Source organism: Deminuibacter soli (assembly GCF_003412455.1).
GTDB classification, from domain to species: domain Bacteria; phylum Bacteroidota; class Bacteroidia; order Chitinophagales; family Chitinophagaceae; genus Deminuibacter; species Deminuibacter soli.
Window position 1 is genome coordinate 785173 of sequence record NZ_QTJU01000002.1, and the last position, 14756, is coordinate 799928.

The window sequence follows — 14756 nt, forward strand, 5'->3', positions numbered from 1 at the left end:
CACTTTACAGCCGTTCTGTCGCAATACAGGGCGGCTTTTTAATTATATTTACCCTGTTATCCACCTCAACGAAACAACTATGAAAGGAAGCATATTTTCTGTGCTGTTACCTGCATTGTTATTATTTGCCTGCCGCGCAACTGCACAACGGCAGCCCAATGTGATTATTGTACTTACAGATGATATGGGTTACAGTGATCTGGGTACTTATGGTAACCCGCTGATACAAACACCCTTTCTCGATCACCTGGCCACACAGGGCGTGAAGGCTACAGGTTATATGGTAACTTCTCCATCGTGCACACCTTCCCGCGTGTCACTGCTTACAGGCAGGTATCCCAGCAGGTCGCAGCTGAACTTCCCTATACCGCCCGGTTATAAAATCGGCTTGCCTGATGAAGATGTTACCATCGCTGAAATGCTGAAAGCAGTTGGTTACAATACCTGTATGATTGGTAAATGGCACCTGGGCGATATACAACCCTATAACTTTCCTACAGCACAGGGTTTTGATCATTACTATGGTTTGCTGTACAGTCATGACTACCGCTATCCTTATGTGGTAACAGATACCACGCTGAAAATGTACCGCGACAGAACGCCGGAATCCAACAAACCTGCAGACAGTTCCATCACTTCCATATATACCAGCGAAGCGATTAAATATGTGCAGCAGCAAACAAAAGACAAACCGTTTTTCCTGTACCTGGCCCACAATATGCCACATTTGCCTGTTGCTGCTTCGGGTAAGTTCAGCGGCCACTCCGCAGGCGGGTTATATGGTGATGTTGTGGAAGAAATAGATGCACGCCTTGCTGACTTATGGAAAGTAGTAGAAGCCAAAGGTTTTGCAGATAACACCATCCTGGTATTCAGCAGTGATAATGGTCCATGGATTGACTTCCCTGCACGCATGGCAGCCGACAGTGTAACCAAGCCCTGGCATGTAGGCAGCACGGGCATTTTCAGGGGTAAGAAGGGAGAGACCTATGAAGGTGGTCATAGGGTACCGTTTATCGTGTACTGGAAAAATCATGTGCCTGCCGGTAAAGTGATCAGTGAATCCTTCACCAGCATGGATGTGTTACCTACCCTGGCACAATGGACAAAAGCACCGCTGCCAAAGGGCCGCACGCTGGACGGCGAATCGGTGAGTGATTTGCTTACAGGAAAAAAAGCTGCCAAAGTGCATGCCCCCATTTACTACGTTAACTACGGCTTACCCGAAGCCGTTCGCGTGGGCGACTGGAAACTTCGCATAACAAGCGACACTGCAAAACACACGCAGCTTGTTGAACTTTTCAACCTGAAACAGGACATACGCGAGCGCACCAATCTTGCTGCAGAAAACCCGGTTAAGGTAAACGAGCTTACTGCCTTATTGAAAGCGTACACAGGCGCAGTGCCCAATTAATACCAGCTGACAACAGGCATTGTATGCGGATCACTGTAATGGTTTCTTACCAGCACCATTTCAACAAAGCCTTCGGGTTCCCAGGTAATCTCTACTGCAAAGCCCAACATGCGCGTGTAAAATCCAGCGAGCGTTGCATGTCGGCCATCATAAAAAAAGGCACTGCCTGTTTTACATTGATGCTGCCTGTAGTGGGGTGTTGCATGATGATGTCGGTTTATGATAAACAACGTATTAATGAAGCAGGCGACGCAGGTAATTCACCTGGCCCAGGTGATAGTTGATGTGTGCCAGCAAGGTTACCAGCACATAACTTACTGTGACCTCCTTGTCGTCGAAGAACCTGGGGAAAGGCGCTTCCTGGCTGTTCTCCGGTAATTGCTCCAGCGTAGTACGTATTATGGGTATCAGTGCTTCCAGTGCTGCAATCAGCTCAGCGCGTGGAACACCTTTTTGGGTAAACTCCAGGTCGCGTGTCAGTTGGTTTAAATCCACCACTTGGGATAACGGTAATTTTAAGTAAATTTGTTATAAATCAGCAATTATGGAAGTGACGTCAATGCGCCAGAAGCTGCACCAATATATTGATAAAAGTGACGATAAGTTACTGAAACTGATGTATGCCCTGGCAAAGGAATATAATGGGGATGACGATTTTGAGTTTGAGTTTACTGCCGCTGAAATTCAGGGTTTTGAGCAACGCAGAGAGCAGAGATTAAGTGGAACAAGTGAAACCTATAACTGGAATGATGCGAAAGATATAATTACGGGTAAAAAGAAATAATCAGTGAGTTATAATTTGCGATTGCAGACAGAAGCTGTTCTGGAAATGCAGGCTGCTTTTGAATGGTATGAAGAACAAAAGAAGGGATTGGGTTATGAGTTTATTGAAGAAATAGAAAGCTGCTATAAAAAACTGTGCGAGCACCCATTTTATTACACGGCGATAAATAATTGCTTCAGACGGATAAAAGTTAATCGGTTTCCCTATATTGTTGTGTATGAGATTGAAGGTTCGGATGTTATTATAAACAGCTTTTTTCATACCAAACGGCAGCCTAAACATTAAACTATTCCGGAGTACAATATATTTTTGACAGCAATATTGTTTTGAACAAATGATATTGCTGTTTTTTTATGTCTTCCCTTAAATTCATCGTATTAAACATACTCCTATGCAAGTATTGGCGATGCTGGCAGATCACTGGACCGAGGTAAAAGCGATCTATGAAAGTGGCCTGGCTACTGGTAATGCTTCTTTTCAGCAAACTGCTCCTTCATGGGAACAGTGGAATCAGTCGCACCTGCAGCATAGTCGCCTGGTAGTGGTAGATGGGCAAACGGTTGTTGGCTGGGCTGCGTTGACGCCTGTATCAAGTCGTAGTGTGTATTCCGGTGTTGCGGAAGTGAGCATCTATATCAGCGATGCACACCGCGGCCGCGGCGTTGGGAAAATATTGCTGGCTGAGCTCATTACTACCAGCGAACAAAACAATATATGGACATTACAGGCCGGTATCTTTCCCGAAAATATAGCCAGCATAAAACTCCACGAGCAGGCCGGGTTCAGGCAGGTAGGTTACCGGGAAAAGATCGGTAAAATGAACGACAGATGGCGCGATACGGTGTTGTTGGAGCGTCGTAGTAAGGTTGTTGGTTGGTAATTATTTCACACAAGGACCACAAAGGAGCAAAGCCGCAAAAAGGCAGCAAAGAGGCATATTGGCGACTTTGCTTTTAAAATGTCAATCTCAATAGCGCATTCAAATTTTAAGGCAGAATCTTATTCAATTAGAATCAAGGAATTGCGCATTGATCTTAAACCTTTTCAATAGTTTTTCACGATTGACAGTGTTTTCACTATTGGTTATTCAAATTCTTTTCCCTTTTTTTGTTGCAAATACATCAATCGCTAATTCCCTTTTTTATGTTACCCACTTACTGCTGCTCTCATTGCTCTAAAATAGTTACCCGGTATAAAGTGCATCCTGCACATCAATTAACTGCTCAACTTTTTTAATTTACTCAAATCTCAGACGCACTGGCGTTAACCGTTATACAGCCGCTGGCTGTGTGGCTATCCTGTTGCATTTATTTACTTCTGATAAAATTTTCTAAGGCATGTTACCTCGAAAATTGACGGCTTTTATTTGCTGTATTTTCTTTTTGGTGCCCTGTTGTATCCGGGCCCAGGTGAATCCTGTTGGATTTAAGATTGATGAAAATAGTTTGTTTTTTCCGGCAGGCACCCAGGTTGTGACTGATGCTACAGCAGACGCTGGAAAAGCTATTCAACGCTTAGCCAGCGGGCCTAATGCTACTATGTGGTATGGTCCATACGCTACCCTGCAAGCAGGAAACTACCTGGTGCAGTTCAGAATGAAAGTTGCTTCAAATTTATCTTCTTCCTATCTGTGCACCATTGACGTAGCGGGGGCATCGCTTGTAATTCATCCCAGCGATTTCAGGCAAAGCGGAGAGTGGCAGTTGTTTACATTAATGGTTCGCATAGACAATAATTTCGGCGCTATAGAAACACGGTGTATCAATTTTGCGCCCGGTGTTACTGATTTATACCTGGATTACATCAATGTGATGCCGGGTGATGCGCGGGGCATCTACTCCGGTGAAATTATGCTGGATGGAAAAGGAAACCTTGGTCTTGGAACGCAGGATACAAAGGGATACAGGCTGGTAGTAAACGGTGCCGCTATTTTCACAAAAGCGGTAGTGAAAAATCAGCAGAACTGGCCGGATTATGTATTTGACAGCACCTACCAATTGCCACACCTGGATTCAGTAGCTGCCTTTATACAACAAAACAAGCACCTGCCTGAAGTGCCTGCTGCAACTGAAGTGCAGCAAAAAGGTGTTGATTTGGCAGCAAATCAGGCGGTGCTACTCAAAAAGGTAGAGGAACTAACATTATACATGATTGAAGTAAAAAAGGAAAATGCACTGTTGATAGAAAAGAACAGGCAGATGCAGGAAGAAGTTACTGAACTTAAAAAGCAAATAAAACAAGTAATAAAATAGGTTGTATGAAGCGATATCTGTCAGTTGTTTTGGGAATGATAATGCTAATGTTATGCCCGGGGTATGGCTCCAATCCGTTGGCGCAGGGAACAGCAAGCTTTGTTGTAAAAGGAGACATCAATACGTATTACCCGGTGGTTTTTTATGATGCGGGTTGGGATTACAATGTGGCAACAGAACTAAGCATAGGCCGAAGTAATGTGCACAAAGATGCCGATTGGAGAGGGTCATTTATCGCTCGTTTCAGATACCATACTAATAACTGGGGAAACGGTGCAAATTTTATTAATGCCGAGATTGCAAGCGGACCTGATGATGCGTCTATCTCTATCGGCAACTTTGTAGGTGGCTGGGAAGATGTCACGGTATGGAATGGTGTCCGGTCAATTATTATCTGGCTGCGCGGCGGAACTACTACTTACTTTTTTCAATCCAATTACGCTATTACACCTACTGTTTATGATGGCGTACAAAATGATTTGCCCTATAAGCCCACTGCTGATAACTCAGGGTATTACGCAAAAACAACTGTTGATCCGGATGTAAATAAATACGGCGCTTCCCTTGGTGAATCGATTTTTGTTACCGCTACTTCACCCAGTTACATACAGGGCAACCTTTCCATTGGTACTCCTGACGCCAAGGGGTATAAGCTGGCCGTAAATGGCGCTGCAGTGTTTGAAAAAGCTGTAGTAAAAATGCACGACAATTGGCCCGACTATGTATTTGACACAGCTTACCAATTGCCACGCCTGGATTCAGTAGCTACGTATATACAGCAAAACAAACACCTTCCTGAAGTGCCTTCAGGAACCGAAGTGCAGCAAAAAGGTGTTGATTTGGCAACCAATCAAGCTGTATTGCTGAAGAAGATTGAAGAATTGACGTTGTATATGATCGATATTAAAAAGCAGAACGATCAGCTGTCAATTAAAAACCATGAGCTGGAGCAAAAGGTGAATCAATTGCAGGATAAGGTGGATAATAGAAAATAAAGTGATTGGTGGGTTGTGCATTTGGTGTACAGTAATACAATAAATTTTAAAGAAACTAATTGCTATAAGAATTAAAACGGGTGTTATGTGTAAAAACGGGTTCTGGCTGTTGCTGATAATGTTTTGTGTGAATGTTGCTTTGGCGCAAACAACAAATTTCAAAGGGTATATTCCGCCTTCTCCCAATGCGATGACTTTTCAGCGTTATGGCGATTATCCGGTGGACTATTCAACCGGCGTTCCATCCATCAATATTCCCATTTACACAATTGGGGTAAAGGGGTTTAGTTACCCGGTGAGCGCCAACTTCCACGCATCAGGCAGAACCGCATCATTAAACTATTCTCCGTTGGGACTTAACTGGGCTTTAATAGGCTCGGGTGTTGTTTCAAGGGAAGTGCGGGGTGCACCGGATGAAACCAGTCCGTATAACGAACAACCCGTTTCTTATTATAACTCCCAGGCCGACAAGTTTGATGAGTTGAATAAGCTTACATCAAATTATTACGATCCTTTGCACGATATATTCTCCGTTAACGTTAATGGTGTGTCGGCAAAGTTTATCATCCGGTCTTCAACAATTACTTTTCTAACCAACTGCCCTTACAAAATCCAGGTGCTCTCTAATGGGCAAGCCTACTCGGGTTTTATATTAACCGATGATCATGGTATTGTATACAATTTCGGGCAGGATGCCAGTGGTTACGGTTATACCGAATCGAACTCAAGCCAGAATTTCCCCAGTTCCTGGTTTCTGAACACTGTTACCTTACCTACCGGGCAGCAGTTGAAATTTAAATATGGCAATAAATGGACGGCAGTTTCGGATGATGCATTTTATGGCAACTTCAGTTACTCCGATAACGCAACAATTGCAGACAAGGCCAGTGCACCGAGTTTTAAAACCAACCCCGGAGACTATCAAACCGCCAGTACGTTGCATCGCAACAATGTAAACTTGCTGGATGACTACTACATGGGCTATCTCACAGAAATTGATTTTGATGAAGGGAAAATGTTTTTTACCTACGATGCCAGCACACTGCAGCTTACAGAAGCTAAAGTGATTAGAAACAGTGATAACCTGGTGGTGAGAGACGCCGTGTTCAATTATTATGCAACCATTCCGGGTTCTACGGTAACCCTGCTGAATAATTGCTCTAAAACAATTCAGTCTATTGTATTCAAAGATGCTGCAGGTGCAGAAGCCGAACGGTACAGCTTTGAATATTATAGTGGAACCGGTCCCACTTCGCTGTATGACCTTGGCACCGCAAAAGATTATTGGGGTTATTATAATGGCAGAACCGGTGGTACAAATGGAAGCCGTATACCCATACCAAGTATTACCATTGAACCCGGTGGCACCAATCCCACTTCGTCTTATGAGCAAACCCTTGGCTGTAATGGCTGCCGGGATGCTGTGTTTGATACCAAACTATCGGGCATGCTGCGTAAAATCTACTTCCCGACAGGTGGCAGCAGCGAGTTTTTCTATGAACCCAATTATTATAAGGAGAATACCGGCAGTCACATTGTGAAGGAAGGGCCCGGCATCAGGATCAAACAGATTCAGCTGGATGATGGTATCGGTAAACAGACGGTAAAGAGTTATAAATACGGTGTTGATGAAGATGGTAATGGCTATCTCAGCTGGCAACCTTCGCCATCCCTGGATAATGTCACATCTACCATTCGGGACTACCTCGACTGGTCTTTGCACAACCCGCCAAACTTTCCCTACGATTATGGCTTTTACAGGTGGCGTACATTTAGTTCTGAACCGCAGGCAGAAATGCAACGTGCTTATCATACGCCCGTGTATTATAACCAGGTAACAGAATATGTTTCAGGACAGGATACCAAAGTCACCAATGGGAAAACAGTCTACAATTACAGCATTCCGGGTAATTCCGTTTCTTATACCTCGCTGCCCGGAGATGGATTCTTCCCCGTATTCCGTACAGATGATTGGAGAACACCGCAACTAACGTCAAAAGTAGTATATAAAGGAACTGCGAAAGAGAACTATGTACCTGTAAATGGTACCATTTATAATTATAACGATTACAATACCTTCAGCATACCGCAGGTATTGGTAATCAAAGGACATGAATTCCCATCCGACAATACTGGCAAATCAATTGAGTACATTACCAAAACACCGCCTGCCAATCCCATCGGTTATCCATATAGCTGGCAGGTATTCTATGTAATTGATAAAACCATTACAGGTGGTGTTTCCAAACTGCAATCTGAAATCACCACGCAATACGATGATAATGGAAACCAGCAAACTGCAACCACTACCTATAGCTACAATAATGCCCTGCATATGTATCCTACGGCCATTACAACAAAGAAAAGTGATGGCGCTGTAATCACAGCCTATAGCACCTTTCCGCAGGATTACGCAGCAGGTACAGCTTTTATCGACGATTTAAAAGCAACAAACAATGTGGCAGTGCCTGTTGAAAAAATCAGCGCCCAGGTAAAAGCAGGCGCAACACAGGTATTAAGCGGCCAGTTAATGACTTATAAAACAGGTGGTAAAGGCTTACAGGATAAGGTGTACAGCCTGGAGACCCGGGCGCCCGTAGATATCAGCTCATTCAAATTCAGCAATACCAACGCTGGAAGCATACCATTTTCTACTGGTTTTGGTGCTTTTGTAAACGATGGCAGATACAAACAGAAAATCAGTTACGATATATACGATGCATCGAATAACCCGGTGCAGGTTACTACCAGTGCTGCAGGCCCCATTAGTTATAAATGGGGATACCAGGGATACTACCCGGTGCTGGAGGCAAAAGGTGCGCTAAGCAGAAACCTGTTCTACAATGGGTTTGAGGAATCAGGTGCAAACACTGCAGCCGGTGATTGCAAGTCGGGCTTGTATAGCCATACCGGCGCATACTCGGTAACCATATCACCAGATAATGGCAACTACATACTCGCATACTGGCAAAAAAGCGGCTCGGCCTGGATTTATATGGCAAGCCCGGTGACTGTAACAAATGGATCATATACCATATCCCTGAATGCACAGGTCGATGATATCAGGTTTTTCCCGGCAGCTGCACAGGTTACCACGCACAATTATTCACCGATGATTGGGTTAACATCCTCTTCTGACCCCTCAGGAAAATTTGGCTATTTTGACTACGATGATGCCGGCAGGCTGAAAACCATAAAGGATAATGACAAGAATGTGCTGAAAACCATCAGTTACAAATTCTCAAATCCCACTTTCTTTAGTGATGAACGCACAGTAAGTGTTACCAAAAATGACTGTGACCCCAGTTTGTATTTTGGTGAAACAATTAATTATACAATTGCGCACGGGGCGTTTTCATCTACTATTTCAGTAGCAGATGCCAATACCAAACGCGACAACTATATAGCCGCTACCTCGCAGGCATATGCTAACGCGAACGGTACCTGTAAGAACTATAAAAACTCAGAGATAAGCAAAACGTTTACAACACAGTGCTCGGCAGGGTTGTATGGAAACGATGTAGTATACACAGTGCCTTACGGTAAATGGACATCCACTGTTTCGTATGACGATGCACAGGCTAAGGCAACGCAGGATCTGAATAACAATGGGCAGGCTTATGCCAATGCACATGGCAACTGCTTAACATATGCCCAGTTATTTAAAAACGACTATACTTTTTCAGGTATTATTTCCAAAAGCAATTGCCCGACAGGATATAAAAGCAATACCAATGTTTCTTTTACCGTAACAGCCGGGCAGTTCACCTCTGCCAACTCTGTTGCAGAAGCAAACAGCAAGGCCCAGCAGGCAGTAGCTGCCAAGCAACAGGAAGTTGACAACACCGGTAGTTGTGTGCAGCTGGCACAAGTGAGCGTATATCTTTCTAATAGCTCGTATGTAGACCAACAGGTATCGCTTACAAATACCACCCAAGGCTACCAGACAGTGAGTGTTACTTTGAAGGCATCGTCTTCACAATACGTGACCATTGGCGAGGGTGTTTACTCCATCAGTGCTTCTTCGCCAAACTCTAATACCTACCATTATTCGCTTACTGTGCCTCCGGCTGCAGCTGTACAGAAGGCCGGCAGTTCAGCTAGTTTTTCAGGGGTTAATATTACCGGAACAACATCCGGAACAACGCTTAACATCACTAACTAACCTTTAATAACACAAAGTGATGCGTAAGAACCAATACAACACAACAAAACCAAGGCTTAAATTATCTGCTATGGGTAGCTTTTTACGATATACACTGCTTGCTGCCATTTTGTACTTGTGTCAATTGCCTGCCAGGGCACAGAATGTGCCAACCACTGCAACCAGCGTGGGAGGGCCATCTAAAACGCCTGTTACGCCCGGGGCTTACAGCACTGCAAGTACCAGCTATATTACAACTAATACAGCGCGCCGGCCTTATAGTGCAGAAAGTGTTGTGAGCGATGTTAACCGGCTACCCAATGAAGTTAGCCGCGCTACCCAATATTTTGACGGGATAGGCCGGCCATTGCAAACAGTGAGCAAACAGTTGTCGCCCGGGAAAAAAGATATGGTGGCGCCGGTTACCTACGACAATTTTGGTCGTGAGGATATGAAGTTTCTGCCTTATACAGATAATAACGCTACAGATGGTGCTTTTAAAATAAGTCCATTTACTTCGCAACAGTCATTCTACAGTGGCTCCTATGTAAACGAGCAGGCTGCTTATGCAGGAGAGCAGTTCTTTTACGGGCAAACAAAATTTGAAAACTCCCCGCTCAACCGTGTGTTAAATACGTATGCAGCCGGTAACAGCTGGGCAGGCAGCGATAGGGGACAGTCTGTGCAATACCTGTTCACTGGTCCGGATGATCATATACGTCTGTGGACGGTTGGCTATGCCGATATTATTTATGGATCAGATAATACAAGTGTCAACGTTCCCCAGTCAACCGCAGAATACCAGGCAGGAGAAATAACCAAAACGGTTACTGCAGATGAGCATGGCAAGCAGGTACAGGAGTTTAAAGACAAAGAAGGGCACATCATACTCAAAAAAGTGCAGGCCGATGATGCGGGTAATTGGTTGCAAACCTATTACGTATACGACGACCTCGGTTTGTTACGTTGCGTAATACCACCTGCTGCTGTAGAAAGTTTGCCTGCCGGCGGCTGGGTACTGTCTTCCACTGCATTAAAAGAACTTTGTTTCAGGTACGAATACGATGCACGTGGTCGCATGAGCGCCAAAAAAGTGCCTGGTGCGGCCTGGACTTACCTGGTATATGACCAGCGTGACAGGCTCACTTATACCCAGGATGGCAATATGAAGGCAAAAGGGCAGTGGCTGTATACGCTGTATGATGATGTAAACCGCCCGGTACAAACAGGTGTAATGACAGGTTATGGCGGCACGCCAGCTGATATGCAGGGATACCTGGCTAATATTACGCCTGCCACAGTAGCGGATATAATACTTCCCGGTTGGGATGGCGTAACAACCAGCTATGTTGCAAGTAACAGTATTACGATGCTGGAAGGGTTTAACGTAGATGGTGCAACCGCCGGCGTTGCACTGGAAATAGCCAATTTAGCCGGTACCGGTAGTGGCGCACTAAGTGGCACAACCTATACTGCACTTACCTACACGGATTATGACGATTACCATACTACCGGTAAATCTTTTAACGGTACTTATGCTGCTAAGCCGGGCACCGGGGGAAATGATAATGCAGAAAATGCAGCCACCACGGCAAGCGCTGTTACGCTGGGTATGCCTACCGTAACCCGCGTGCGTGTAATAGAAGATCCCAATAATCTTTCATCCGGTAAATGGCTGGAAACAGTTACCTACTATGATGATAAAGGTCGTGCCATACAGGTGCAATCAGACAACTACAAAGGTGGTGTAGATATAATAAGCAGCCGTTATGCTTTTACCGGGAAAGTGGTAAGCAGTTACCAGGTTCACAATAATCCCGCCGGTGGCATTACAGGACTGGGCATCCAAACAGACTACCTGTATGATCATGCAGATCGTTTATTAACCGTAACCAAACAGGTGGGCGATGATATTGCCAACAAACGTTTAATCAGCACCATAACCTACGATGCATTAGGCCAGGTAAAGCAAAAGCAAATAGGTCAGAAGCGCGATGCTGCGGGCAACCTTACTGCTGCTGTTATGGAAGATGATGCTTATGCTTACAATATCCGCGGCTGGTTAAAAAGCATCAACCGGAAAACCGATGGCAGCGGTATTGATATCAATACCAGCGCCAAATGGTTTGGTATGGATCTGAGTTATGACTGGGGTTTTGGCAGCAACCAATACAACGGCAATATCGCTGGCATGCGCTGGAAAAGCTCGGGCGACCAGAAAGAACGTGCCTATGGTTACGGGTATGATGCATCCAATCGCTTGTTAAAAGCTGATTTTACGCAGAACGATGGTGGCTGGAATACCACTGCGGGCATTGATTTCAGCATGAAAATGGGCGATGGAATAACCCCGGGCAGTGCCTATGATGCTAATGGTAATATCAAGGCCATGTGGCAGAAGGGACTAGTTGGCACAGCAAGCGATATTGTTGACGATCTTGCCTATTCCTATTATTCCGGTACCAACAAACTGGCGGCTGTAACTGATACGCGCAGTGCAACACAGCTCGGTGACTTTACAGACAACAACAAAACGGGTAACGACTATGGGTACGATGTAAACGGTAACCTCATTGCTGATAAAAACAAAAGCATCGGCACTTCAGTGGGCACAGATGTTCCGGCAGGCGCCCAGGATATTATATACAACCACCTGAACCTGCCCTGGCAGCTAACGGTGGCCAATAAGGGGAGTATTTTTTACATCTACGATGCAGCAGGCAATAAACTGGAAAAGAGAGTAGTAGAAGGAAGCAAAACCACTACAACCGATTACCTGGGTGGTTTTGTATACGAGAACAACCATCTGCAATTCTTTGGCCATGAAGAAGGTCGTGTACGTGTATTGCGTGATGGTAGTGGTACAACTACCGGTTATGCGTATGACTATTTCCTGAAAGATCACCTCGGCAACACGCGTACCGTACTTACAGATGAGTTTAGCAATCAGCGATACCTGGCAACCGTAGAGCCGCAATACCGTACTACGGAACTGCAATTGTTCAACGACCAGCTGGCGCAAACAGCCAGGAACAAAAGCGAGATTCCCGGTTTTGATACTGACCCCAACAATACAACGGTAACCTGGTTGAAAAATGATGGCCAGGATGGTACCCCGAAAATCGGCCCTGGTATACTATTGAAAGTAATGGCCGGTGACCAGATCTCGATATCTGCACAAGCCTGGTACCGCAACCAGGATCACCAGCCTGCTAATAATACAGTCGCCAGTAATCTTGCCACACAAGTCGTGAACCTGTTCACAGGCGAAGTGGCGGGTGCAGGCGGGCACTTTAATGCTACTAACCTTGGCACCGGCACCAGCAGCCTGCTGAATGCGCCTGTACAGGGTTTTGTAAGTACTGAAGCTACAGATGACAGCCGCCCCAAAGCCTTCCTGAACTGGATTGTGCTCGATGAAGAGCAACTGAAAAACAGAACCGATGTAAGTGGCTACCGGCAGATACCCGTGGTTGGTGCGAACGAGACGTACAAAGTGCTGCAGTCAGGCAACCTGACCATTCCGGTAAATGGTTATATTTACATATATGAGAGCAACGTCAGCAGTACCGGTGTAGCCTTTGATAATTTAAGCATCACGCACACGCCGGGACCGTTGTTGGAGGAGACGCATTATTATCCGTTTGGGTTGACGATGGCGGGGATATCTTCTAAAGCGGCTGGAAAACAGCAGAACAGGTTTAAGTATAATGGCAAAGAACTGCAGAACCAGGAGTTTAGTGATGGGAGTGGGTTGGAGTTGTATGATTATGGGGCGAGGTTCTATGATCCCGTTATCGCCAGGTGGACGACACCCGATCCAATGGCGGAATTAAGCAGAAGATGGTCGCCTTATACTTATGGTAAGGATAATCCTATTAAGTTCATTGATCCCGATGGTATGTTTGATGAGTTGTATGACCAAAAAGGCAAGAAAATAGGAGAAGATGAAAATGGGGCTAACGGTAGAGCAAGGGTAGTAACAGATTCTAAAGAAGCAGCACAGGTTAAAGCTAACACTAAGAATAACAGTATTACACAATCCAGTTCAATAAGTTCAGGAGCCTCTGTTTCAAAAACAGCTTTGAAAGAATCGTTAAATATAATAGGTCGCACCCAGTCGAAAACAGCTAATGATCCATCAGGTGGCTTGCATGGTGAATCATCAATTGTGATGAATAATGGCAATGTTTTGCAAGGCGCTTCTGGTAAAGCTGCATTTATAAATTCTAATAATGAACTGCAAGCTGACGAAACGTTGCCTAATCTACCGTCAGGAAGCACGCCAGCCGATGCTGAAACTACAATACATTCTCATGTTACTGGAACCATATTACAGAATGGTCAAATTTATAGCCATGATGCATTACAACCGTCAAATACTGATGGAGGGACGTTTAAACAGTATGGGACAAATATTATAGTTGGGCCGCTTGGACAAGCTACCGCCACAAGTAGCACTACGGGCGGAGTTTCTATTAATCAACCTGGAAATGGTGTTGTTATTTATAAAGGAGGGGCAACTACACCAACAGTAACTTTAACAATAAAAGCAGTTCAGCAAATACTAAAACCATGAAATTAAAAATCATTATACTTATTTGTGTACTTCTCAGTTTTAAGGTAAGTGCACAAGAACAACCTCAAAGGATAAACTTTATTCTTTCTATTGATGAAAAAATAGTTTCAGGTTCAGTTTCAAAAATCAAAATCCTGGCGAGTTTAACACATGGTGGAAAAAGAGTTATAGAGGCGGACTATTATCCTGGAAATCTATCTTTATCACAATCTGATTACGCATTATTAAAAAGTGACACAGTTAGTTCTGTGTTTCTATCTTTTACTTATAGTGAGTTCTGTAATAAAAATCGTCGAGATTATGATTATGAGATTGATTTAAAAAAAGGTTGGTTGCAAAGCTATTTTTACGTTTTATATGTATATAACACGGATAAATCGAGGTATAAGAAAATCTTAGAACCTCTAAAGGGGAAACATTATATTTATGAGTTTGATTACCCTGGCGGTGGAACGAAGAGAATAAGAAAAATAAAGATCAATGATTGTGATTGAATAAGTAAGCCCCGGTTAAGGGGCTTTTTTATTTATAGGGCAGCCACGTTATTATTAAAGAAGTCCTTGAACTTCTTTTTGGTAAGCATGGTAT

General features: G+C 44.3%; 10 protein-coding genes. 9 read left to right on the forward strand and 1 reads right to left on the reverse strand.

Annotated features, from left to right (window positions below):
* The first annotated feature begins 79 nt into the window (after positions 1-79).
* Positions 80-1414, forward strand: a complete 1335-nt coding sequence (locus tag DXN05_RS09825) for a sulfatase-like hydrolase/transferase (RefSeq protein WP_116847035.1) — start codon at positions 80-82, stop codon at positions 1412-1414.
* Positions 1415-1648: 234 nt separating this feature from the next.
* On the opposite strand, the gene DXN05_RS09830 is transcribed toward DXN05_RS09825, so the two are convergent.
* Positions 1649-1909: a DinB family protein gene (locus DXN05_RS09830; RefSeq protein ID WP_158559198.1), complete on the reverse strand. Its 261-nt coding sequence runs from the start codon at positions 1907-1909 to the stop codon at positions 1649-1651.
* 49 nt (positions 1910-1958) lie between these two features.
* On the opposite strand from DXN05_RS09830, the gene DXN05_RS09835 reads away from it, so the two are divergent.
* From DXN05_RS09835 to DXN05_RS09870, 8 genes are all read left to right on the forward strand, one after another.
* Complete coding sequence (locus DXN05_RS09835; protein ID WP_147313876.1) at positions 1959-2198, forward strand: hypothetical protein; 240 nt, start codon at positions 1959-1961, stop codon at positions 2196-2198.
* Between the two features lie 3 nt (positions 2199-2201).
* On the forward strand, positions 2202-2483 hold the full coding sequence (locus DXN05_RS25235; RefSeq protein ID WP_147313877.1) for a type II toxin-antitoxin system RelE/ParE family toxin: 282 nt from the start codon (positions 2202-2204) through the stop codon (positions 2481-2483).
* Positions 2484-2589: 106 nt separating this feature from the next.
* Complete coding sequence (locus tag DXN05_RS09845) at positions 2590-3078, forward strand: GNAT family N-acetyltransferase (RefSeq protein WP_116847039.1); 489 nt, start codon at positions 2590-2592, stop codon at positions 3076-3078.
* 715 nt (positions 3079-3793) lie between these two features.
* Positions 3794-4450 carry a hypothetical protein gene (locus tag DXN05_RS09850; RefSeq protein ID WP_147313878.1) on the forward strand — a complete coding sequence of 219 codons (657 nt, stop codon included), beginning with the start codon at positions 3794-3796 and terminating at the stop codon, positions 4448-4450.
* Positions 4451-4455: 5 nt separating this feature from the next.
* Positions 4456-5445: a hypothetical protein gene (locus DXN05_RS09855; RefSeq protein WP_147313879.1), complete on the forward strand. Its 990-nt coding sequence runs from the start codon at positions 4456-4458 to the stop codon at positions 5443-5445.
* A gap of 127 nt (positions 5446-5572) precedes the next feature.
* Positions 5573-9610: a DUF5977 domain-containing protein gene (locus DXN05_RS09860; RefSeq protein WP_158559200.1), complete on the forward strand. Its 4038-nt coding sequence runs from the start codon at positions 5573-5575 to the stop codon at positions 9608-9610.
* A gap of 70 nt (positions 9611-9680) precedes the next feature.
* Positions 9681-14168: a DUF6443 domain-containing protein gene (locus DXN05_RS09865; RefSeq protein WP_211330009.1), complete on the forward strand. Its 4488-nt coding sequence runs from the start codon at positions 9681-9683 to the stop codon at positions 14166-14168.
* Positions 14165-14662 (forward strand): hypothetical protein, encoded by a 498-nt coding sequence (locus DXN05_RS09870; protein WP_116847043.1) that lies wholly within the window; start codon positions 14165-14167, stop codon positions 14660-14662. Before DXN05_RS09865 ends, DXN05_RS09870 begins: the two co-directional genes overlap by 4 nt.
* Positions 14663-14756: the final 94 nt, after the last annotated feature.